General features: G+C 71.0%; 17 protein-coding genes and 2 pseudogenes. 12 read left to right on the top strand and 7 right to left on the bottom strand.

Going from position 1 to position 21853, the window contains the following annotated elements; all coding sequences use genetic code 11:
• Positions 1 to 24: 24 nt before the first annotated feature.
• Both PZE19_RS26735 and PZE19_RS26730 read right to left on the bottom strand, forming a co-directional pair.
• Complete coding sequence (locus PZE19_RS26735; RefSeq protein WP_277863655.1) at positions 25 to 765, bottom strand: hypothetical protein; 741 nt, start codon at positions 763 to 765, stop codon at positions 25 to 27.
• A 20-nt stretch (positions 766 to 785) separates the two neighbouring features.
• On the bottom strand, positions 786 to 1559 hold the full coding sequence (locus PZE19_RS26730) for a sugar phosphate isomerase/epimerase family protein (RefSeq protein ID WP_277863654.1): 774 nt from the start codon (positions 1557 to 1559) through the stop codon (positions 786 to 788).
• 178 nt (positions 1560 to 1737) lie between these two features.
• On the opposite strand from PZE19_RS26730, the gene PZE19_RS26725 reads away from it, so the two are divergent.
• A complete protein-coding gene (locus PZE19_RS26725; RefSeq protein ID WP_277863653.1) occupies positions 1738 to 2340 on the top strand; it encodes a DUF1877 family protein in 603 nt (200 codons plus the stop codon).
• A 38-nt stretch (positions 2341 to 2378) separates the two neighbouring features.
• On the opposite strand, the gene PZE19_RS26720 is transcribed toward PZE19_RS26725, so the two are convergent.
• On the bottom strand, positions 2379 to 4247 hold the full coding sequence (locus tag PZE19_RS26720) for a glycosyl hydrolase family 28-related protein (protein WP_277863652.1): 1869 nt from the start codon (positions 4245 to 4247) through the stop codon (positions 2379 to 2381).
• A 221-nt stretch (positions 4248 to 4468) separates the two neighbouring features.
• Between PZE19_RS26720 and PZE19_RS26715 the strand changes: the two genes are divergently transcribed.
• Positions 4469 to 6166: a glycoside hydrolase family 140 protein gene (locus PZE19_RS26715; protein ID WP_277863651.1), complete on the top strand. Its 1698-nt coding sequence runs from the start codon at positions 4469 to 4471 to the stop codon at positions 6164 to 6166.
• Between the two features lie 22 nt (positions 6167 to 6188).
• Here PZE19_RS26715 and PZE19_RS26710 read toward each other — a convergent pair whose 3' ends face one another.
• Together PZE19_RS26710 and PZE19_RS26705 are read right to left on the bottom strand one after the other, a co-directional pair.
• Positions 6189 to 6563 carry a hypothetical protein gene (locus PZE19_RS26710; RefSeq protein ID WP_277863650.1) on the bottom strand — a complete coding sequence of 125 codons (375 nt, stop codon included), beginning with the start codon at positions 6561 to 6563 and terminating at the stop codon, positions 6189 to 6191.
• A gap of 54 nt (positions 6564 to 6617) precedes the next feature.
• Entirely contained in the window at positions 6618 to 7115 is a 498-nt protein-coding gene (locus tag PZE19_RS26705; protein ID WP_277863649.1) for a hypothetical protein, read from the bottom strand.
• Between the two features lie 438 nt (positions 7116 to 7553).
• Between PZE19_RS26705 and PZE19_RS26700 the strand changes: the two genes are divergently transcribed.
• Entirely contained in the window at positions 7554 to 9005 is a 1452-nt protein-coding gene (locus tag PZE19_RS26700; protein ID WP_277863648.1) for a hypothetical protein, read from the top strand.
• Between the two features lie 112 nt (positions 9006 to 9117).
• Positions 9118 to 10446 carry a glucuronyl esterase domain-containing protein gene (locus PZE19_RS26695; protein ID WP_277863647.1) on the top strand — a complete coding sequence of 443 codons (1329 nt, stop codon included), beginning with the start codon at positions 9118 to 9120 and terminating at the stop codon, positions 10444 to 10446.
• Here the strand turns inward: PZE19_RS26695 and PZE19_RS26690 are convergent.
• Positions 10431 to 11195: a PEP-CTERM sorting domain-containing protein gene (locus tag PZE19_RS26690; protein ID WP_277863646.1), complete on the bottom strand. Its 765-nt coding sequence runs from the start codon at positions 11193 to 11195 to the stop codon at positions 10431 to 10433. The two genes, PZE19_RS26695 and PZE19_RS26690, sit on opposite strands and share 16 nt — an antisense overlap.
• A gap of 1337 nt (positions 11196 to 12532) precedes the next feature.
• Here PZE19_RS26690 and PZE19_RS26685 point away from each other — a divergent pair.
• From PZE19_RS26685 to PZE19_RS26650, 8 genes and pseudogenes are all read left to right on the top strand, one after another.
• A complete protein-coding gene (locus tag PZE19_RS26685) occupies positions 12533 to 12907 on the top strand; it encodes a ParA family protein (protein WP_277863645.1) in 375 nt (124 codons plus the stop codon).
• A 124-nt stretch (positions 12908 to 13031) separates the two neighbouring features.
• Positions 13032 to 13256 carry a hypothetical protein gene (locus PZE19_RS26680; RefSeq protein ID WP_277863644.1) on the top strand — a complete coding sequence of 75 codons (225 nt, stop codon included), beginning with the start codon at positions 13032 to 13034 and terminating at the stop codon, positions 13254 to 13256.
• A 39-nt stretch (positions 13257 to 13295) separates the two neighbouring features.
• Entirely contained in the window at positions 13296 to 13523 is a 228-nt protein-coding gene (locus tag PZE19_RS26675; protein ID WP_277863643.1) for a hypothetical protein, read from the top strand.
• Between the two features lie 931 nt (positions 13524 to 14454).
• A pseudogene (locus tag PZE19_RS33215) lies at positions 14455 to 14886 on the top strand (efflux RND transporter periplasmic adaptor subunit); the annotation flags it as partial.
• 307 nt (positions 14887 to 15193) lie between these two features.
• A complete protein-coding gene (locus tag PZE19_RS26665) occupies positions 15194 to 15487 on the top strand; it encodes an efflux RND transporter periplasmic adaptor subunit (protein WP_277863641.1) in 294 nt (97 codons plus the stop codon).
• A gap of 93 nt (positions 15488 to 15580) precedes the next feature.
• A pseudogene (locus PZE19_RS26660) lies at positions 15581 to 15904 on the top strand (efflux RND transporter permease subunit); the annotation flags it as partial.
• A 274-nt stretch (positions 15905 to 16178) separates the two neighbouring features.
• Positions 16179 to 17945: an efflux RND transporter permease subunit gene (locus PZE19_RS26655; protein ID WP_277863640.1), complete on the top strand. Its 1767-nt coding sequence runs from the start codon at positions 16179 to 16181 to the stop codon at positions 17943 to 17945.
• Entirely contained in the window at positions 17890 to 18087 is a 198-nt protein-coding gene (locus PZE19_RS26650) for a hypothetical protein (protein WP_277863639.1), read from the top strand. The genes PZE19_RS26655 and PZE19_RS26650 overlap by 56 nt, the downstream gene beginning before the upstream one ends.
• 124 nt (positions 18088 to 18211) lie before the next feature.
• Here the strand turns inward: PZE19_RS26650 and PZE19_RS26645 are convergent, their stop codons facing one another.
• Complete coding sequence (locus PZE19_RS26645) at positions 18212 to 21580, bottom strand: PAS domain S-box protein (RefSeq protein WP_277863638.1); 3369 nt, start codon at positions 21578 to 21580, stop codon at positions 18212 to 18214.
• Between the last annotated feature and the right edge of the window lie 273 nt (positions 21581 to 21853).

The following is a 21853-nucleotide window of genomic DNA, read 5'->3' as shown; positions in this document are numbered from 1 at the left end:
TCGCCGGGGAGGTCGGACGCGGCCTCAGGGCCTTTCGCCGTCCCCGCCGGCGGGCGCGATCGACCACAGGCGTTTCAGCAAAGCATGGGCTTCGGGGTCGTGCTTCGCCAGCTCGGCGCGGACGAAAGGATAGAAGTCGTTGGTCCCGAAGAGCGACTCGGAGGACTCGGCGAAGAACTCCATCGGGTTGGTCAACGCGTAATGGCGCTGCTCGCTCCCGTTGATGTGGAGCACCTTTTCATAGGTCTTCGCAGCTCGGGCCCGCTCCAGGGCGGCGGCGATTTCGGCGTTCTCGAAGCCGCCTTCCAGGGCCTGGTGGTGATAGCCGTGGGCCAGCTCGTGAAAGACCATCCAGGGCTGGTCGCGGCACCAGTCGAGGAAGTTGCGGGCGTTGGCGATCTCGACGCAACGGGCCTTGTCGGGGTTCATGTCGTGCTCGCGCAGCCAGCCGGCGTCGGGGTGGTACGCCATGCAGGGATGGTGCGGCTCGGCCTTGTCGACCCAGATCGGGATCGTCCTGAGCTTCGCCACGGCCTCGGCCGGCACGGCGCGGACGATGGCGCGAAGCTGATCGGCCAGCAGCGACAGGACGTGGTGGGCCAGCTCGGGCTCGTCGCGGGGGAAGTCGCGGTGGACGCGGACGGTCCAGCCCACGACGTCCCGCGTCTCGTAGTTCGCGGTGGGCTCCTGCGCGGCCGAAGGGCGGGCGAGCAAGATCGAAAGGCCCGCCAGTGCGGCGAGCGGGACGCGGAGGGTGGTGCGCATGTCGGGTCCGAAGGAAGGCTTCAGCGTGCGGGTTGATCGGCCAGCCACAGGGCGCGGAAGTAGCGGAGGACGCGGTCGGGGTCGGCGCTCTCGGGGATCTCGGCGAGGGTGTAGCCGTCGAAGCCGCTTGCCGTCAGCAGAGCGAACAGCTCTTTCCAGGGGTACGCCTCGTCGGTCAGGTCTCGGAGGTGGACGGTGCGGATCTTGCCCGCGACCAGGCGGAAGTTGGTCGCGATCGAGCCGCCCTCTTTGGGGACGTCCTGCGGGTTGGAGTTCCAGCAGACGCCGACGTTGGGATGGTCGGCGTACTCGATGATTTTAGCGAACCCGGGCCACTCCGCGGTCCCCGCGCCGTGGACCTCGACGCGGATCTCGACCCCCTGTCCCTCGGCGTCCTCGCCGACTTCATGCAGGGCTTCGCCGATGCGACGGAAGACGGCGTCGGCGACCTCGCCCTTGGGGATCCCGTTGGGCCGGACCTTCACGCCGGGGGCCCCGACGTCGTGCGCCAGCCGCACGTACTCCTTCGTCTCGGCGACCTGCTTGCGGACCTCCGCCGGGTCCGCGCTCTGATACTCGAACGCGCTCCCCAACCCCACCAGCTCGACGGGCGAGTCCGCGAACCGCTTGCGCACCTCCCGGCGGGCTTCGGCCGAGAGCCCGACCTCGACGCCGTGGCGATGCGTGGTACGCAGCTCGACCCCGCCGTAGCCCAGGGCTTCGAGCTTCTGAAGGATCGTGGGGAGGTCCCAATCCTTGGCGATGTTGTAGGTCACGATCCCGAGCTGGAGCATGGCGTGGGGCCTCGGTCGACGAGATAGGCGGGCGGCCGGCTCCCGACATTGTGACCGGCCCGCACGGCCGCACAAGGGGCCGGTCCGCTGACGTGCGGCGGCCGCCCGCTTCCCCGTGTTACAGTCGAGGCGCCCGACCCGCGTCGTCGGCCTGGCGAAACCCAACCTGGAGCGTCCGATGGGCATCGAGCGTTGGTATGTCGCGATCGTCGACGAAGGCCCCCTCCTGACGCGCGCCCTGGCCGACCCGACGTTCGGCGAGAATCTCAGCCTGCCCTGGCTGTTCGAGCCGGATAGGCACGGTCGCAATCACCGCGGCTTCTACTCCGAGTTCCTGGCGGCGGTCGACGCCATGAACCGCTCGCACCCGGGGATCGACGGCCGCGTCTTCACCCTCGACCGCCTCTTCGACATGCTCCATTTCCTGCTCTCCGAGGAGCGACGACGCGGCGAGCCCGACGCGGCCGATCTGGGCTCGAAGGCGATCCTCGGCGCGAACGGCCTCCCCGGGCACCTCCTGGGCGGCCAGGGGCATGCAATCCGCTACTCGCCCCCCGCCGAGGTGGGCGCGATCGCCGCCTGGCTCGCCGGGCAGGCGGTCGAGGACCTCCGCTCGGCCTACGATCCCGGGATGATGCTGGAGCAGCACGTCTACAAGATCTGGGGCGCCGGCGACGACCCCCAGACCTGGGATCGGATCGCCGCGGGCTTCGAGGGCTTCCGCTCGCTCTATACCGACGCGGCTGCCCGCGGCGAGGGCGTCCTGGCGATCGTGACCTAGCCGGCAAGCCGCCGCACGAGGCTCGCGACGGGACGGCGTCAGCGGCCGTCGCGGCGTGCGGCGGGATTGGCGACGTAGGGCGCGAGGCTCCCCTCGCCGCGCCGGACGATCCGGGTGGCGTCGCCCCGCCGCTCGCGGATGAGCGTCCGGAACGGGTCGCCGCTGAAGCAGACCTCGTTGAAGAAGGCGAAGACCGACGCGTCCTCCGTGACGAACATCGGCGCGAGCGAGCCGGCGGTGGTGGTGTAGCTGAAGTTGCCGAAGATCTCGGTCGCCCCCCCGTTCGACGTCCGCACCAGGCAGCCGCCTCGCTCGGTCTTGTAGCCCAGGACCCAGAGCTTGCCGCCGGCGTTGGTCAGGTGCGTCCCCTGGTTCTCGATGTCGAGCTGCCTCGCCCAGACGTTCTGGCCGGGGCTGTGGCGCAGGTCGGCGGTGGCGACGTCTTCGAGGAAGAGGTCCCCCGCGGCGACGGGCGCGATGAAGGCGTCCTGCACGCTGCGGAAGACCACCGACCGATCGGTCTCGACGGCGACGCCGCCGTTGACCGACGCGAAATGCTCCATGACCACCACGGGGGCGTCGCCGTCGGCGATGATCAGGTCGGGCGCGGAGTGCTTGTTGTAGTCGAGCCAGTTGCCGACCCCCAGCAGCCGCCGCACCTTGCCGCGGACCCGGACGGGCGACCGGATGTCGTAGGAACCCGGGAAGAACACCGTCTCGGTGCCCGAGTCGATCGCCTTCTGGATGGCGGCCGACGAATCGGCGTCGCCCGTGGGGTCGGCGCCGAAGGCGTCGACGACGGCCCAGCCCGCCGGGTCGCCGTATGGGACGTCGGGAGTCTCGCGCACGGGGAGTCGGAGCGACGCCGACGAGGAGCCGAAGGGGTTCGTGGGCCCGCCGCTGCAATACTCGGCGAGGTTCTCCCCGGCGGGCGCCGCGCCGCCCCCCTCCGCCGCCAGCGCCGCCTTGTAGCCGCGGGTCGCGACGTCGCGGGCGAAGAACGGGGCCTTGCCGACCTGCACGGCGGGCGCTCCACCGGCGACGCCCCGACCGATCAGCTCGCTCTCGAGGATCGCCGTGAATCCCTCGGTTCGAAGCGCCACGACCGCGTTGTCGCTGGCGAGGCCGCGGATCGCGACGGCCTGGCCGAAGTTGGCGAACCCCACCTCGCGCTGGCCGGACAGGCGGAGGTGTTCGAACGTCTGGCTGTTCACGACAGCCCCGGTGCGGATCCCGACGTCGAAGCCGCGGACCTCGACGTTCCGGACCAGCAGAGGGCCGTTCATGTCGCGATGGCCCAGGTCCAGACCGACCGCCCCCCGGCCGTCGCCGGACACGATCGCGACGTCGCGGACCGCCCCGGTGTTGTTCGAGTAGAACTGCAGCCCGATCGCGCCCGGATTGCCGCGGCCCACGTCGATGGTGACGCCCTGGACGTAGTTGTGGAACCAGTCGGCCGAGCCGAATCCGCCGCACCACATGACGGCCTTCGGCGCGCTCGCGTCGGTGAAGACGGCGTCCTTCAGGCGGATGACGCTGCGTCGCGGGTGCCGGCCCTGGACCGCGTTGAAGCCCCAGGCGTCCCGCCCGTCGGCGTTCTTCTTGGACCATTCGAGGGTGCGGGACACCAGGTAGACGCCCTCGGGGAGGTAGAGGATCTTGCGCCGGCCCATCGTCTCGGACAGGGCCTCCTGGAGGGCGTCGGTGCAGTCGGTCGCGCCGTCGCCCCTGGCGAAATAAGGAGCCTTCGTGACGTCGACGACGGCCGAACAGACGGGATAAGACCGGCTTTCGACCGAGTCGAGATCGGCCCCCGCCGCCGGGAGCCCGGCGCCGCGGGTCGACGTCGCGGCGCTCGCGACGACGAACGCGAGGAGGCCTGCGCGGGCGTTTTCGAATACCCTCATGAGGATGCACCTGCCAGATACGGCGGAGCGGGTGAGGATGCGACGCGGAGCGCGGATCCGGACGACGTCCGGGGCCGTCCAGTATCCTACGCGCCCGGCTCCGTTTCCAGGCTCGCCCGCCGCCGCACGAGGGGCCGCCCCTTCCCGCATCGGTCGGGGCGACTTATCATGACCGTCCGATTTCATGCGGGGCGAGAGGGTCGGCGATCGGGAGGACGAGGATGCGACACGAGCCGCGAGGTCATGCAGCGAACCGGGCCGTCTGGACGATGCTCGCGGGGATGGCCGTCGCGGGCGTCCCTTCGGGGGCCGCGGCCGACCCCGTCCGCGTCGAGGCGGGGAAGGTCGCCGAGGTCGCGTTCACGTCGGCGAAGGATCGGGCCGACCCGTTCAACGAGATCACGCTCGACGTCGTCTTCACGGCCCCCGACGGCGCGACCCTGCGTGTCCCGGCCTTCTGGGACGGCGGCAAGTCGTGGCGCGTGCGGTTTTCCAGCCGGCAGGCCGGCGAGCATCGGTTCGTCTCGGCGTGCAGCGACGCGGGCGACGCGGGGTTGAACGGCGTCGCGGGCGTCGTCGAGGTCGTGCCTTACACCGGCGACATCCCCCTGCTCCGCCACGGCGCGCCCCGCGTGGCCGACGACAAACGGCACTTCGCCCACGCCGACGGCTCGCCCTTCTTCTGGCTGGGCGACACCTGGTGGATGGGCCTCACGGATCGGCTCGCATGGCCCGCAGACTTCCAGGCGCTGGCCGCCGACCGCGTCGCGAAAGGGTTCAACGTCGTCCAGATCGTCGCCGGCCTCTATCCCGACATGCCGGCCTTCGACCCGCGCGGCCGCAACGAGGCGGGGTTCCCCTGGGAGCCGGAATACGCGCGGATCAACCCGGCCTATTTCGACGCCGCCGATCGCCGGATCGCGTATCTGGTCGACCAGGGCCTCACGCCCTGCGTCGTCGGCGCGTGGGGATATCACCTCCCCTGGCTCGGCGAGGCGAAGATGAAGGCGCACTGGCGCAACCTCGTCGCGCGGTGGGGGGCGTATCCCGTCGTCTGGTGCGCGGCGGGCGAGACGACGATGCCCTTCTACCTGTCCAAGAGCCCGAAGGAAGACGCCGAGCGGCAGAAGCGCGAGTGGACCGAGATCATGGCCTACCTCCGCTCCGTCGACCCGTTCCACCGCCTGGTGACGTGCCACCCATCGCGGACCGCGCGCCAGTCGGTGACCGACCCGTCGGTCCTCGACTTCGACATGCACCAGAGCGGCCACGGCACGCCCGCCGAGCAGCAGGCGGCGCTGGGGTTCGAGGGCTGGAAGACCGCGCCGACCATGCCCGTGCTCAGCGGCGAGTCGCGTTACGAGGCCCTGGAGATCAACCCGACGCTCACCGACGCCGACGCCCGCAAGGCGTTCTGGGCCCACACGATCGCCAGCGGCTGCGCGGGGCACACCTACGGCGCCAACGGGATCTGGCAGGTCAACGGCCGCGACAAGCCCTACGGCAACTCGCCCGGCGGCAACAACTGGGGCACGACGCCCTGGGACGTCGCCATGAAGCTCCCCGGCTCCGCCCAGCTCGCCGCCGCACGCCGCCTGATCGAATCCATCCCCGGCTGGAACCACCTGGAGCCGCACCCCGAACTCGTCGCCTGGGCTGATGCCGCGACCAGGGCCCCCGCCCCGCTCTGCGCCTCGACCCCGGCCGGCGCGCGGCTCGTCTACCTGATCTCGCCCGGCCCGATCGCGCTCTCGGGCCTGCCCGCTGGCGCGACCCTCAAGGCCGCGTGGTTCGACCCCGTCTCAGGGAATAGCAACACTCCCGTCGACCTCACGGTCTCGCCCGATGGGCGCGCGACGGCCTCGCCCCCCGATGGGGATCATGACTGCGTCCTGGTCGTCACGCCGAAGACCCCCTAGCCGACGGCCGCCCGCGCCGGCCTCAGGTCGCCGCCAGGACGAAGCCCAGGACGGCGGCCACGATCAGGAGGACGACGCCGCCCGCCGCGAAGCCGCGATCGCTCGCCTTGCCCATGCTTCGCAGGGCCGCGTCCGGCGCGAGGAAGCAGACGGCTCCCTTGAGCACCAGCATCCATCCTAAGATGGTGAGGGCCATCGCGAGGCCCTTCCACACGGGATGGAAGGCGACGAGGGCCGCGCCCGTGAAGAGGCTCAACCCGCCGTTGAGGAGCGCCCCGGGCTTTCCAAGCCGGTGGAGGCCGACGTACGTCTCCGTCCAGACCCGGCGTTGCAGGATATGCGAGAGCCCGACGACCAGGCAGGTGATCAGGGCGAACTCTTCGGTCGCGCGTTCCACGGCCGACCCCCGCCGGCTCGGCCGGCCCGTTGATGATCCCGAGGCCCATCGACCTCACCCCTCGAGGTCGCCCGCGCCCGTCGCGAACGTCAGGGTTTGACTCGGCGATGCCGGATCCTCCTCAGGACCGATCGGCAGAGAGTCGACGGCGTCGAGGTCGGCTGTCGCCGGCTTGGTCTTCCGCACGCCTTCCGCCGCCAGGTACGCGCAGGCGGTGAGGGCTGCGGCGCTCGCCTGCCAGAGGAAGTATCCGATGAACAGAGATGCCGGTTCCAGCAGGTACCACGTCGTCAGCGCGAAGATGAAGGCGACGAGGCCGATCACCCGGGCGGTTCGGTAGCATCGGAAGAGGTAGGCTCCCCATCCGGCCAGCATCAAGGGGTTCGCCATCCATGCGAAGATGTACGGCGGCAGCCAGCCCATCATGAGGAGCGTCCAGCCGTAGATGTAATTTGCGGATTCGCCGTCACCCCCGTTGCGCAACGCCGGCGTGGCGCACGCCCCGGCGTAGAGGCCGAGGAACGCCAGCATCAAGACTCGAGTGGATTTCATGGTGTGCTCCACGGCGATGAAGTCGGAGGCCGGGGGCGCGGGCGACCCCTGGGAGAAGTCCCTCCGGGGCTCATGGCGAGACGCGCCGGCGGTGAGCCACAAACCGAGATGGAATCGACGGACCTGGGATCCCTTTGGAGGTTCGTCGGCCTCCGCCGCCTCCCCCTTCGACGTGACTTCGAGGCGTCAGGCGGCACGACGAGCGGCGGGGATGCAAGCCAGGTCGGCGACGACGATGCTCCTCGATCGTCGAGGATGCGCGAGCGGCCGGCTCTCGAAATCGTGACGACTCCGCTGCGCCGCACGCGAGGCCGTCCCTTCCGGTGTCGATCGTGTCGACGTATCATGATCGACCGATGTCACGCGCGACGACGTCCTCCGGCGATCAGCGTCGCGTGCTGGTAATGTGGCCGGCCGACGTTTCCTGGGAGGTTTGCCATGGGCCGGATCGTCTGCGTGTGCGTGGGACTGGCCGCGGTCGCGGTCGGCGCGGCGGTGGGCGAGGAGCCTCGGAATCCCGGCGCGGTGGTCTCGTGCCCGGACTGGCTGAAGGCCGGGGCCCCGTTCGACGTCGAGGCGTTCTTCACCTACCCCGCGCCGGGGAGGAACGCCGCCCCGCTGTACTTCGAGGCGTTCGCCGAGTTCGGGGCGGACGCCGACGCCTGCTTGACGGCCGCCGGCATGACCCCCGTCGCGGCCGCCGGGGGTCGCCAGGAACGGATCGGCGCCCTGCATGAAGCCAACTTGAAGCAGCCCGAGAAGATCGACCGCGAGGCGGCCGACGCGCTGCTGGCCGACCTGAGCGAGGGCTTCCGGAAGCTCGCCGCCGCCCAGCGGCGTCCCGAGTGCGTCTTCGCGACGGGGCTCGCGACCGACATGCGCATCCCCCACGCCCAGCTCGCCCGCGTCGTCGCGCGGGCGGCTCGGCTGCGCGCCTTCCGCGACGTCGAGGACGGCGAGATCGAGCGGCCGATCCGGGACGTCGCCTCGCTCCTCCGCCTGAGCCGCGACCTTCGGCCCCGCGGGATCTACATTTCTCAACTCGTCAGCGCTTCGATCGACCATGTGGCGCTCCTCCAGATCCTGCCCGCGCTCCTCCGCTCCCCCGCTCTGAAGGTCGAGCATTGCGACCGCCTGACCGCCGTCCTCCGGGAGCACGAGTCGACCGGGCTGGATCGCTTCGCGACCGGCGCGAAGGGCGAGTACGTCATGCTGCGGACGCTCCTGCGCGCCCTGCAGGATCGGCGGTTCCCCGCGGCGGGGCCGGACGGCCGCCCCGTCGACGAGCCGGTCTCGGACGACCGGGCCGCCTCGCTCCTGGGTCCGACGGCCAAGGTCGACGCCGAGGGCGCCTGGATCCAACCCAGGGAAGGGATCGAGGCCCTGATCCTGCACGCCTGGCCGGACTGGATCCAGGAGCACCGCGTGCTGGACGATTTCGCGGCGGCGATGACCGCGCCCGCGACGTCCCGATACTCCGAACGGATGCGTCGGTTCCATGAGCTGGCGGCCCGGCACCTGGTCGACGAGATCCCGGCCCCCCTCTGGCTGGCGCAGTTGTTCACGCCGGCGTATCGGGACATGGCCCTGTCCGCGGCCCGGAGCGACTTCTACATCGACGCATCGCTGAGCCTGATCGCGATCCGACGCTGGCGATCGACGCACGGCGGGGCCGACCCGGACGATCTGGCCGCAGCCTGCAAGGAGGCCGGCCTACCGACCGTCCCCGCCGACCCGTTCGGCGACGGCCCCCTCAAGATGACGGCGCTCGACGCCGGGCTCGTCGTCTACTCCATCGGCCCCGACGGGGTCGACGACCGCGCCCTGGAGGACTCCGACCTCGCGCGCCGTCCGCAGGGGGACGTCATCCTGAGCATGCCGGGGCGGTGACGGCCCCCCGCGGCCTCGTCGGATTTCCCGGGACGCCGACCCACCTTGTTGCACGAGCCCGTCGCGCCGGGCATCATCGACGGAGCCTGGGCCAACGAGGGGAGGTCGACAGATGATCGACGGATTCGCACGCGTTCGATGGTGGATGATTCGCGGGTTCGTCGCGGGGGGCTTCATCATGGCGACGGCGGACGGCGTCGACGTCGACGCGCAGACGAACTACGACGAGGCGGCCGTCAAGCCCTACACGCTGCCCGACCCGCTGCGGACGGCCGAGGGCCGGGGCGTGACGTCGCCCGAGCTGTGGGTCAAGGTGCGACGCCCGGAACTGCTCCGGCTCTTCGAGACGAACGTCTACGGTCGGACGCCCACGCCCCCGAAGCCGATCGCCGTGGCCTATGAGATGGTCTCGGAAGACCGCGAGGCGCTCGGCGGCAAGGCGGTGCGGCGCGAGGTCTCGGTCAGGTTCGGCGACGGGGCCGACGCCCCGCGGATGGAAGTGCTCCTCTACCTGCCGAAGGATGCGGCGGAAGGCCGTCGCGTCCCGGCGTTCCTCGGGCTGAACTTCGAGGGCAACCACGCCGTCAGCCGCGACCCGGGCGTGCGGCTCTCCACGGCCTGGATGCGCGCCGATCACGGACCGGGGATCGTCGACCACAAGGCGACCGAGGCGGCCCGCGGGACGGTCGCCGACCGCTGGTGCGCCGAGCGGGTCGTCGAGCGTGGCTATGCGCTCGCCACGGTGTACTACGGCGACCTCGACCCCGACTTCGACGACGGCTTCCACAACGGCGTCCATCCCCTGTTCTACCGCCCCGGCCAGACCAAGCCCGCCCCCGACCAGTGGGGCGCGATCGGCGCGTGGGCCTGGGGCCTGAGCCGGACGCTCGACTACCTGGGGACCGTCCCGGAGATCGACTCCGCGAAGGTCGCCGTGATGGGCCACTCGCGGCTCGGCAAGGCCGCGCTCTGGGCCGGCGCGCAGGACACCCGCTTCGCCCTGGTCGTCTCGAACAACTCCGGCGAGGGCGGGGCGTCGCTCTCGCGGCGCAACTTCGGCGAGGACGTGGCGCACCTCAACAAGAGCTTCCCGCACTGGTTCTGCGACAACTACAAGCCGTATTCCGGCCGCGAGGACAAGCTCCCCGTCGACCAGCACGAGCTGATCGCCCTGATCGCCCCGCGTCCCGTGCTGATCAGCAGCGCCGAGGACGACAAGTGGGCCGACCCCCGCGGCGAGTTCCTCGCCGGCCAGGCCGCCGATCCCGTGTATCGCCTGCTCGGGACCGACGGGCTCCTGCTCCACGGATGGCCTTCGCCCGCCGAGGACTCGCTCAGCAAGGGGACGATCGGCTACCGCTACCGCCCCGGCAAGCACGACGTGCTGCCCAGCGACTGGGAGGCGTTCCTGAACTTCGCGGATGCTCATCTGAAGAAGTGATCGATCCCCAAAACGAGGGCCGAGTCGCGACGGCGGAGGCCGACGACGACCCCGACCATCCCCAACCCGGCCGGCGCGAGGCTCGACGGCTCGGGGACGGCGACGGCGGCGGGCTCGACGTAGAGGAAGTCGTCCATGACGACGACGTCGTCGTTGGGGTTCCCGAGCTGGCCGTTGGCGACGATCGTGTCGAGGCCCGACGTGATCCGCACGCGGGCGATTCGCTCGCCCGCGTCGGCCACGCCGCCGACGAAGGACAGCCCCTGATCGCCGCCGATCAGGGCGTCGCGGGCGAAGATCAGGTTGTCGCTCCGGTCGAAGAACTCCATCCTGGTCAGCCCGCCCACCTCGACGTCGACGAAGACGACCCCGAAGGCGCTGGTGGTGGCGACGGCGTCCGTCCCCGGCACGACGAAGTGGACGTCGGTGACGTTGCTGTTCACGGCCGTGAAGAGGCGCTGGGCGCTGAACGCCTGGAAGTCGCTCGGGAAGCCGAAGAGCGGCGGCGCGCCCTGGCCGGCGCCGGCGCTGACCAGGAAGCCCGTGCCCGGGGTGGTGAACACGGCCCCGCGTCCCGCGAAGAACTCGCCGGGGAACGGGTCGGGGTCGGCCTGGGCGTCGGGGACGCCGTCCCAGTTGATCTCGCGGCGGAGGCCGCCGACGCCGCGACCACGAGCAGCGAGAGCGCCGCGCCGCGCCAATCGAGCGAGGTTGGAGAGGTTGAACTTGAGAGTCTCCCTGGATGGCATTTCGACGGGCGTGCCGTTTCGATCTGACGCGGGCGTCGAGATCGTCGATCAAAACATGCGAAAGACAAAATAGTTAGATTATAACGAACCTATTCTTTCGGTCCAGGCACGCATGAGACCATGCGGCTCCGGCCGCGAGGCTCCCCGACGGGGGAGCCTATGAAAGCCCGCCCTGGGGATGGCTCATTTTCGATGACGATTCAGAGCCTCCCAGAACGAGAGATTTAGAACCGGGGGGATTCTCCCTCTCCGGGGGGATGAAGACGAGAAGAACCCCGATCCCAACCCGACGCCCGCCGAGGGCCCACGCATCTTCGCGGCCGGGAAGTACGTCCCAGGCATTTTCGAGAGTAAGACGACGTCGGCCGCCCCCATGCCCCGCCGCCCACCAAGGATGCGCGCTCCATGCGCCCCCTTCGCCGCCCCCAGGGGCTCGCCACGACGACGTCAGGCGCGGAATGGCCGAGCGGATCGGCGGCGGCTTCGCGGCGGGCCGATCAGAGGCCTGGCGCAGCACCCCCGCCCAGGTCCGAAAGCCGCGCAGCTTCCTTCGGCGACGCATTTCGGCGTGGGCGAAATCCGGCGGGGGGGTGAACGGCGACGTCCGCCCGAGCGACGTCACGCCCCACTTGCCCTCATCTTGCTCGGATCGTCCTGCGCGCCCGCGAGCCGCGGCCTAGGCTTCCATCAGAGGATGGGCGCGATCACGATCCAATTTCAGAGGAAGGACCATGTCTCCAGACGAAGAAGCGCAACGGGCGAGGTGGACGCGCGAGAAATTTCGGTCCGCGTTATTCCTGGCCGCCTATGGACCGCCGACCTCCGGAGCGTCCCGATCGTCGGGCGAGATTCCGGAGTCGCAACGCCGGGAGTTTCCGCCCCACTTCCACCTCGGCCCGATGGCTCCGCATGCCGATGTCAACCGCCATGACTTCTAGGCGCCGCGTCGCCCAGGTCTCCCGACCTTGGAGCGTGCAAGGCCTTCGACGTCCAGCCGCCGCGACGACTCGGCCCCAACGCCCAGGCGTCGAGGATGCCGGCGGCCGTGAAGGCTCGACGTGGCAATCCCTGACGTGGGAACGCTTCGGCCGACGAAACGTCCAGCCGCTGGGCCGCCGCATCATCCGAGCACCGGAGCGATGACGTCCCGCCGCGTAGCCGCCGGAGCGTCGAGCGCCCCAGACGCCTCGAGGTCCTGACGCCGGGCCATTGGAGCCTCAGGGCGCCAGCATGCTTTGAAGCACGGCACTTGGGACGCCTGACGGTTGGGAGGGTTGTCGCCGCGGTCTCCCGACGTTTGGTCGTCCCGACGCTCAAGCCCCACGCCGTCGCATCCGATGATCCTTCCAGCCGGGGATGGGGGACGAGGCCGATGCGACGGATCGCGTTCGTCATCCTCTAAGTGCGGCGTCGGCAAGTCGGCCTGCGCGGCGACCATCGCCGTCGGTATGGCGAAGCGCGGCCGGCGCGTGCTGCCGATCGACGCCGACGCGGAGGAGCATGCGACCCGGACCGTGACGCGAGGGCATGGAGGCGGAGACGTCGGCCTGGGTGAGGTTCTCTTGCGCCACGCCGCCGCTATCGACGCGATCCGGCCGACGCCCGCCGATGGGCTCGACGTCCTCTCGGCCGGGGCCTCGCTCGGCGGGGCGAACATCGCCCCGGCCCAGGAGTTGGGCCGGGCCACCTGCCGGTTGACATGTTCGAGCTGATCTTGGTCCAATCCCACCGCCGCGGCCGGGCGATCTCCGAATACGTCGCGGCGCCGCTGGACCGCCGCGTCCCGGACCATCGCGTCGTCCGGCCGTCGGGGTCGGATGAAATGGAGGACGCCGCATGAAGTATGTGATGCTGTTCGTCGACGCCGGCGGCGAGGGTATCGACGTCGTCGGCTCCGAGGTCGAGAGCGACCAACCGCCGCTGGTGCCCGAGGTCGGCGACCGCGTGAGTTTCGCCGAGAGCGACGACGTCTATACGGTCGTCGCGCGGGAGTTCTCCTACGGTGGTCCGGATTGGACGGTGATCGTCATCCTCGAGGACGCCGGGCGACGATACGATTGAGTCTGGAGCAACGGGCGGCTCGTTCGGAAGGAAGGCGTCTTGATCGCTTATCGCGACTTCCAACAGAAACTCCCCCGGCCGGGGTTCTTCGGCCTCGGCAAAGACGACGAGGCGATGACGTTCGACCAGGCCGTCGAGGCCGCGAACGACTGGATCGCCTCCGAGGGGATCCGGGTGCTCAACGTCGAGACGATTTCGCCGTGGGAAGGCGGACTCTCACGCCTCCGCGTCTGGTACGAGGGGGAAGACGCCTCACGCGCAGAATAGCCCTCGGCGTGGCTTGGCAGACCCATGAGCAAGTCAGCTCATGTCATCGATCGTCTTGCCATGGGCGTCGAGGCCCAGCGCCGCCATGACCGACTCGACGGACTCGGCGGCGATCACGTCCGCCCCCGACGAAGTAGACCCCGGTGCCTTGCGACTCGGCCCAGATTATGTCCGGAGCCGCCGAGACGCAGGCCACATGCTCGGCGGCCACGTCGACGGGCCCGCCGTTCAAGGCGCCGGTCGGCTTGATGAACCGGATGGCGAGCCCTCGATCCGTGAAGCGTCCGCGAAACGCGGGGCCGAAGGCCCACGATCGGACCCAGCTGCGTCGGCCCCGTCTCACCCCGTATTGCGGATGGTGCGTCTCGACCCGACTGCTGGGAGGGATCGGGCCCGCTGAGCGGTCCGCCGGTCGGAGGCTCGCCGAACCATCCGAGGCCTGGGCTTGCGGCTCGAATCCAGGGCCTCCGGCGAGCAAGGTGCGCTGCGCCTCGAAGGGGACGGACGAACTCCCGAGAGGGGTGGTGGGATATTTTGCGATCATCCCCGACGCAATTTCCGAGGGAGGGCCGAATGGGCCGCCGTTCCCGCACGCTGCTGCTCCTCGGCGCCAGCGGCCCTCGCGCTCGGCGTCCGGGGGCGGATCTTGCGGGCGATCGAGTCTTTCGGCCGCGAAGAGGAAAGGATCGGCGTAAACCCTCCCGCGGCACCGCCTGAGGCCGGACGCGACGCGGCCGAGCTCGTCGCGGGCCGCGACGACGTGCTGAAGGTCCCGCCCGACGTGGTCGATGCGCTCCGGATCCGGACGACGGAGGCGCGGGCGTCGGACCAGGTCCGCAGCCTTTCGCTCTCGGGATCCCTGGCCCTCGACGCGAACCGGCTCGCGCGCGTCCACCCCCGCTTCGACGGCGAGGTGGTCGAGGTCGGGACGATGCCCGACCCGGAGGCCGCGGCCGCCGCTGGCGGGACCGCCACGCGCCCGCTCCGGTTCGGCGACGAGGTCAAGGAGGGCCAGCTCCTGGCCGTCCTCTGGAGCACGGCGCTGGGGGAGAAGAAGAGCGAATACGTCGACGCGCTCTCGCAACTCCGCCTGGAGCAGGAGACGCTCGAGCGGCTGCTCAAGGACCAGGCCATCCCCGATCGCAACGTCCGCGAGGCCAAGCGGGCCGTCGAGGCCGACGAGATCGCCGTGATGCGGGTCGAGCGGACGCTCCTGTCGTGGCGGCTGACCGACGAGGAGATCGCCTCGGTCGAGGCCGAGGCCGACCAGATGCACGCCAACAAGAACACGCGCGACAAGGCCCGCGAGCGGTCCTGGGCCAGGCTCGAGGTGCGGGCGCCCTTCGGCGGGACCGTCGTCGAGAAGAACGTCACGGTCGGCGACATCGCCGCGACGACCTCGGACCTCTTCAAGATCGCCGACCTCCGGCGCCTGTCCGTCTGGGCCCACAACTACGAGGAGGACCTGCCGGTGCTGCTCGCGCTGCCGTCCCCCATCTCGTGGACCGTCCGGCTCAAGGCCGACCCGGCCGCCGAGCCGCTGGCGGGGCACATCGAGGAGATCGGCGACATCATCGACTCGAACCAGCTCACCGCCCTGGTGACCGGCCACGTGGACAACCCCACGGGTCGCCTGCGGGCCGGCCGGTTCATCACGGTCTCGATCCCCCATGCCGACGGATCCGAACGAGATCGAGATCCCGACCTCCGCCCTCGTGGAGGACGGCGACGAGAGCGTGGTCTTCGTCCAGCCCGACCCGGGTCGGCCGTCGTACGAGCTGAGGCATGTGGCCATCCTCCGCCACACCAGCGACGTCGCCTTCGTCCGGGCCGCCGCCCCACGCGCCGGCGAGGGCGACCTCGCCAAGGCCGTCGCGATCGGGGAGCGAGTCGTCGTCTCGGGGGCGCTGGAGCTTCGGGCGGCCTTGAAGGAACTCCGGGCCGCGGCCCGCGACCGGGAGTGATCCGGGGACGAGTGATCCGCCGGAAGAGGGGCGATCCGATAGGTGCACAAGCTGTTCGACTGGTCGGTGGACAATCCCCTGCTCGTGCTCCTCATGGCCGTCGCGCTCGCCGGGGTCGGCGGCTACTCGTTCCTCCACATCAACGTCGAGGCGTACCCCGACCCCGCCCCCGCGATCGTCGAGGTGGTCGCGATGTACCCCGGGGCCTCGGCCGAGGAGGTCGAACGGCAGGTCACGATCCCGCTGGAGGTCGCGCTGGCGGGGATGCCGGGGCTGACGGCCTCCCGGAGCAAGGCCCACTTCGGCCTGGCGTTCGTCAACAACCAGTTCGACTACGGCGCCGACTACAACCAGGCCCGCCAGGAGGTCATCAACCGCCTCCGCTCGGTCGAGCTGCCCGAGGGGGCGGTCCCCGAGATCTCGCCCCGGTCGCCGATCGGCGAGATCTTCCGCTACACGCTGAGCAACCCGAAGGACGCCCTCGGCAGCCCGATCTGCTCGCGGATCCGCGAGATCCGCCGGATCGTCGTCGCCTCGACCGACAACGTCCCGGTGCGCGTCGAGGACGTCGTCGAGGGGGGGGGGCGCGCAAGCCCTGGGAGGACGTCGGCTCCCAGGGGGTGGCCGTCGGCAGCCACACCCGCCTGGGGCGGGTCATCCTCAGCCGCCCCTCCTCTTCTCGACGATCGTGATGGTCTGCGCCATGCTGCCCCTCTTCACGATGACCGGGCCCGAGGGGCAGATCTTCGCCCCGATGGCCGACACCTACGCCTTCGCCCTGGCCGGGGCCTTCTTCCTGGCCGGCACGCTCTCGCCGGTGCTCTGCCTGCTGCTGTTCCGCCGCCTCAAGCCCTCGCGGGAGAACTTCCTCGTCCGCGGGATCAAGGCGGCCTACCTCTGGCAGCTCGGCTTCGTGCTGCGTCACCGGGGCCTGGCGCTCGCGTCCTTCGCCGCCCTGGTCGTCGCCACGGCGGGCTGGGCCGTGCCGCGGCTGGGGCGCGAGTTCAGGCCCGAGCTGGACGAGGGGCACATGTGGATCCGCAGCATCTTCCCGATCAACATCTCGCTGGGCGAGGTGTCCGACAAGGCGAAGCTGGCCCGGTCGATCATGCGGAAATATCCCGAGGTGGAACTGGTCGCCGCCCAGCTCGGCGGCCCCGACGGCGGGACCGACCCGACGAGCTTCTACAGCGCCGAGTTCTTCGTCCCGCTCAAGCCCGGGGAGGAGTGGCCCGCCGTCAAGGAGCAGGTCGGCTGGAGGCGGTGGTTCTCCGCGAAGCGCCCGCGGACCAAGCCGGAGCTGGTTTCCGAACGGAGCGCCGAGCTGTCGCGGACCATCATCGGGGTGAACTGGAACTTCTCGCAGCAGATCCGCGACAACGTCATGGAGGTCCTCTCCGGCGTGCAGGGGGAGAACTCGGTGAAGATCATCGGCCCCGACCTCGACGAGCTGGAGAAGACGGCCGCCCGCGTCGAGGCGACGCTCTCCGAGGTCCGCGGCCTCACCGACGTCGGAGTCTACCGGATCAAGGGCCAGTCGAACCTCGAATTCCCCATCGACCGCGAGAAGTGCGCCCTCTGGGACGTGAGCGTGCAGGCCGTCGAAGACGTCATCCAGACGGCCGTGGCCGGCAAGCCGTTCACCCAGATGATCGAGGGCGAGAAATCCTTCGACGTGACGCTCCGCTGGCCCGAGCGGCTCCGCCAGAGCGACACCGCGATCCTCGACATTCCGGTGGACGTCACCGGCCACAAGGTCAGCGGCGGGCTCGCGTCCGCGGCGCAGGGTACGACCTTGACCGGACCGAGCCGGAGCGTCGCCTCGATCGGAACGAGCGGCGACATGCCCGCATTCGCGGGGAGCTCGCTGAGCGCCGGGGTCAGCGACTTCGGCGACGCCCCCTGGAGGCGCCTGGGCGACCTCGTCACCCCGACCGACTCCCACGGGGACCCCGACCCCGCGGCGTCGTTCATCCACCCGGGGGCCTCGATGATCTACCGCGAGGAGGGCAACCGGATGATCGCCGTCAAGTTCGGCGTCCGGGGCCGCGACCTGGCCGGGGCGGTGGCCGAGGCCCAGGCCAGGGTCGGCCCGCTGGTCGAGGCGCTGTATCGCGTCGAGTGGAGCGGCGATTTCCGCCAGATGGAGCAGGCCGAGCGGCGGATGGGCCTCGTCATCGCCGTCGCCTTCGCCCTGATCGTGGTCCTGCTCTACCTCGCCTTCGGCTCGCTCCTGGACGCGTGCGTCATCTTCGCCAACGTCGCCGCGGTGTCGCTGGGGGGCGTCTGGGCGCTCCTCCTCACGGGCACGCACTTCAACAATCTCGGCCGCGATCGGGTTCATCTCCGTCCTCGGCGTGGCCGTCATGAACGGCCTGCTGCTGGTCTCCTCGTTCAACGCCATGCGAGCCCAGGGGGCCCGGCGGATCCGCGACGAGACGCTCCGGCGCTACAATGAGGGCGAGGCGGCCCTGGTCGACTTCGCCGTCGCCCAGAGGGAATACAACGAGATCGTCCGCCAGTACCACGACACCCAGGTCCGTCACCGTCGCAGCATGATGGGGCTGAACACGGCCGTCGGTCGACGCGTCCTGCCGTGATCCAGGCCGCGCGTCATCTGCATGGATCCCGTCCCACCACCACCGACGGAATCCTGTGGAGACCGACGCCGCGAGGGGGGAAGGCCGTCGCCCGGGGACGCAGCCGACCCTTGGGAACAGCCTCTCATTCGGCCTCGCCCGCGAACGAGGCCGAGTTCCGGAGCGACCCCGGCACGGCGTCGGCGGGGGCGTCTTCGGCCCACTCGAGGGAGGCGACGACGGCGAGGATGGCGTCGGGGTCGACGGGCTTGACGAGGTGGTGGTCGAAGCCGACCTCGTGGGAGAGGCGGCGGGCCTCGTCCTCGGCGTAGCCGGTGACGGCGACCAGGGGCAAGGCGGCCAGCTCGGCGCGGGCGCGAAGGTTGCGGGCGACCTCGTAGCCGTCCATGCCGGGCAGGCCGATGTCCATGAAGACCACGTCGAAGGCGCGCGAGCAGATGATCTGAAGCGCGGTCGGCCCGTCGTGGGCGACCTGCACCTCGTGGCCCTCGTACTGGAGGATCATCGCCAGGCTCTGGGCCGAGCCGATGTTGTCGTCGACCACCAGGATGCGCCGCGGCGAGGTGGACGCGGTCGCGGGGGCGGGCGGTCCCGCCACGTCCGCGGCGTCGCCGGCGTCGTCCGGCTCGGCGGCGGGCTGGCCCATCCAGATCGGCAGGCGGACGATGAACTCGGAGCCCAGGCCCAGCCCCTCGCTGCGGGCCTCGACGGTCCCCTCGTGCATCTCGACCAGGCTGCGGACCAGCGTGAGGCCCAGGCCCAGGCCCCCTTCCGAACGGTCCAGGGTGCGGTCGACCTGGGTGAAGACGTCGAAGACGCGGTCGAGCATCGGGGCCGGGATGCCGATGCCGTCGTCGCGGACGCGGAAGACGGCCCGGTCGCCCTCGACGCTCGCCGACAGCCGGATCGTGCCGCCGTCGTCGGTGTACTTGGCGGCGTTGTGCAGCAGGTTGGAGAGGACCTGCGCCATGCGGATCGGGTCGGCCATGACGAGCGTCTTGGCGGGCGGGATGGCGATCGTCAGGCGGTGGCGGTGGGCGTCGATCTCGGGCCGGCTGGTCTCGACGGCGGCCGAGACGACGGCGGCGACGTCCGTCGGCGAGAGCTGCAGCCGGATCTTCCCCCGGTTGACCCGGGCGATCTCCAGCAGGTCGCCCACCAGGTGCGAGAGCTGGCCGACCTGGCGCTCGATCACGTCGCTGGCCCAGGCGAGGTCGGGGTCGTCGCCGCCGCGCTGCTTCAAGATCCGCACGGCGTTGCGGATCGGCGCCAGGGGGTTGCGCAGCTCGTGGCCGAGCATGGCGATGAACTGGTTCTTGCGGTGGTCGGCCTCGGCGAGGTCGGCGGCGTGGCGGCGCAGCTCGTCTTCCAGGGCCTTGCGCTCGGTCAGGTCGAGGCAGAACGCGACGATCGGGGCGCGGGCGTCGGTCCGCGCCTCGTCGAGCCGGGCGAGCCCCAGCAGGATCGGCAGCGTGCGGCCGTCCTTGCGGCGGACGACGATCTCGAACGGGGGGCAGCTGCCGTGCTTGGCGAGCTGGACGCGGCAGCGGCGGACCCAGCGGGTGGACGTGTCGGCGACGAGGTTGAGCCAGTGGACCCCGCCGTCGATCAGGTCGTCGCGCGAGTAGCCGAGCATGTCGAGGAAGCCGTCGTTGGCGTCGGTCAGGGCCCCGGTCATCTCGCCGAAGGCCACGCCGAAGATGTTGGCCTCGACCAGCCGGCGGAGCCGGGCCTCGCTGGAGCGGACCTGACGCTCGGCGGCCTGCCGCTGGCTGAGGTCGGTGGCGATCGTCAGGAAGCCGCGGAGGCTCCCCTCGGGGTCGCGGACGGCGGTGACGGCCAGCAGGACCGCGATCCGCTCGCCGTTCTTGCGGATGTAGGTCCACTCGCGGACGTCGTGGCCGTCGCGGCGGGCGCGGGCGACGAGGGCCTCGAAGCCCTGGACGGGCCGGCCCGACTCGGCCGCCAGCTCGGCGGCGCGGCCGGCGACCTCGGCCGGGTCGTGGAGGATCAGGGGCGTCGACCGGCCGACCATCTCGCCGGCCGCGTAGCCCAGCATCCGCTCGGCGCCGGTGTTGAAGATCGTGATCACGCCGCCGGGGTCGACCGCCAGGATCGACGACTGGGTGGAGGCGTCGAGCATGGCGTTGAGCCGGGCGTTGATCTCGACCTGCTCGCGCACGGCCTTGCGGCGCTCGGCGAACATCCCGATCTGGCGGCCGAGCGTCGTCAGGACCTGCAGCAGGGGCTCGTCGCGGGCGAGCGGCTCGCGGCTGAACAGGACCAGCACGCCGATCAACGCGCTCTTCTCCGAGTCGGCCACGGGGACGATGACGGCGCTGCGGAGGGCGAGGCGGGCCCGCGGGGCGGCGGCCTCGGCCTCGTCGGGACGGTCGGGGGCGATCTCGGAGACCCAGGCGGGGGCCCCGCTGGTCCACACCCGCTCCATCGGGCCCACGAGCGAGGCGGCGAGGGCCGCGGCCTGGGCCTCGCCGGCGCCGACGGCCTCGAGCCGCGCCGAGATCCAGGGCCGGCCGGCCGGCTTGGGCGCGCGGGCCTGGCGGTCCCACGTCCAGAACGCGACGACGTCGAAGTCGAGCGTCCGGCCGATTGTCGCCAGCAGGTGGGGCGACGCCTCGTCCAGCCGGGTGCAGTCGCCGAGGATCCGCATCACGGCGTATTCGGCCTCGAGCCGGCGTTCGGCCCGCTTCCGCTCGGTGACGTCGGTCTGGACGGAGAGGAAGTTGACGAGCCGGCCTTCGGCGTCGAAGAGGGGCTGGATCTCCATCGCCGCCCAGTACGGCCGGCCGCTCTTGGCGTAGTTGAGGATCTCGGCCCGGACCGGCTTCTCGGCGCGCAGGCGCTGGCCCATGAAGGCCCGGACGGAGGGGTCGGACCCGGGCCCCTGGAGGAGCGCGCCGGGGATCCGGCCGACGACCTCGGCGGGCTCGTAGCCGGTGATCCGGGTGAAGCCCTCGTTGACCCACTCGATCCGCCGGCGGGCGTCGGTGACGATCATCCCCTCTTCGGTCCGGCTGGCGAAGAGCTGGAGCCATCGCGCGTCGCGCCGGGCGCGGTCGAGGGCCTCTTGCAGGGACTCCAGATCCGCGGCGGGACTCGCCGTACCCGCCCCGGCCGCGCCCGCCGCCGGGGCCGAGCCGCCCCGGGCCCGCCAGGCGCGGGCCGCCAGGCCGCCGGCGACGGCCCAGGCCGCGACGGCCTGGCCCGCGCCGAGCGTCAGCCGCAGGCCGTCCCGCACGTCGAGGCCGAGGGCCGTCGCGAGGGCCCCCGCGCCGGCCAGGGCCGCGAACGCGGCCAGCCCCCGGACGATCCCGCGCGAGAACCGGCGGGGCGACTCGTCGGCCCCCCGGAGCAATTCGCGCCCCAGCAGCAGCGCCGACGCCAGGCAGCCCGCGCCGATCGCGACCCCCAGCGGCCGTGCCACGGCGTCGTGTCCCGCCGGCGACGACAGGATCGCGAGGAGGGGCGTCAACGTAGGGACCTTCCGTGTCGGTTCATGACCTGGTCGCGCGACCCCTGGGGTTCATCCTGAAGCACGGCGTCGTGGATCGGAGGCGGCCGGACCGGGCCCGGCCGTCGACACAGGTATACCCGCCCACCGGCCGGATCTCAACCGGATCAAGTGAACAGGAGGTGGACGCCGGGCCCCGGCGCGGGCGACTGCAATTGACGGCGTCGTCGACTCTTCCTAGACTCGCCCCCGTCGGCGGGGAAGATGCGGTCGGAGGAAGGGTCAGCCATGCGG

This window comes from Paludisphaera mucosa, assembly GCF_029589435.1.
GTDB lineage: Bacteria > Planctomycetota > Planctomycetia > Isosphaerales > Isosphaeraceae > Paludisphaera > Paludisphaera mucosa.
Note: the sequence above shows the minus strand (reverse complement) of the source record. Positions and strands in the feature narration are given on the sequence as shown.

Excerpts from the sequence above, each read along its gene's own strand:
- PZE19_RS26730 (WP_277863654.1), bottom strand. The coding sequence starts at position 1,559 with ATGCTCCAGCTCGGGATCGTGACCTACAACATCGCCAAGGATTGGGAC.
- PZE19_RS26735 (WP_277863655.1), bottom strand. The coding sequence starts at position 765 with ATGCGCACCACCCTCCGCGTCCCGCTCGCCGCACTGGCGGGCCTTTCG.
- PZE19_RS26665 (WP_277863641.1), top strand. The coding sequence starts at position 15,194 with ATGCCGACGGATCCGAACGAGATCGAGATCCCGACCTCCGCCCTCGTG.
- PZE19_RS26680 (WP_277863644.1), top strand. The coding sequence starts at position 13,032 with ATGAAGTATGTGATGCTGTTCGTCGACGCCGGCGGCGAGGGTATCGAC.
- PZE19_RS26705 (WP_277863649.1), bottom strand. The coding sequence starts at position 7,115 with ATGAAATCCACTCGAGTCTTGATGCTGGCGTTCCTCGGCCTCTACGCC.
- PZE19_RS26720 (WP_277863652.1), bottom strand. The coding sequence starts at position 4,247 with ATGAGGGTATTCGAAAACGCCCGCGCAGGCCTCCTCGCGTTCGTCGTC.
- PZE19_RS26700 (WP_277863648.1), top strand. The coding sequence starts at position 7,554 with ATGGGCCGGATCGTCTGCGTGTGCGTGGGACTGGCCGCGGTCGCGGTC.
- PZE19_RS26650 (WP_277863639.1), top strand. The coding sequence starts at position 17,890 with ATGCGAGCCCAGGGGGCCCGGCGGATCCGCGACGAGACGCTCCGGCGC.
- PZE19_RS26695 (WP_277863647.1), top strand. The coding sequence starts at position 9,118 with ATGATCGACGGATTCGCACGCGTTCGATGGTGGATGATTCGCGGGTTC.
- PZE19_RS26655 (WP_277863640.1), top strand. The coding sequence starts at position 16,179 with ATGGTCTGCGCCATGCTGCCCCTCTTCACGATGACCGGGCCCGAGGGG.
- PZE19_RS26725 (WP_277863653.1), top strand. The coding sequence starts at position 1,738 with ATGGGCATCGAGCGTTGGTATGTCGCGATCGTCGACGAAGGCCCCCTC.
- PZE19_RS26715 (WP_277863651.1), top strand. The coding sequence starts at position 4,469 with ATGCGACACGAGCCGCGAGGTCATGCAGCGAACCGGGCCGTCTGGACG.
- PZE19_RS26685 (WP_277863645.1), top strand. The coding sequence starts at position 12,533 with ATGATCCTTCCAGCCGGGGATGGGGGACGAGGCCGATGCGACGGATCG.
- PZE19_RS26690 (WP_277863646.1), bottom strand. The coding sequence starts at position 11,195 with ATGCCATCCAGGGAGACTCTCAAGTTCAACCTCTCCAACCTCGCTCGA.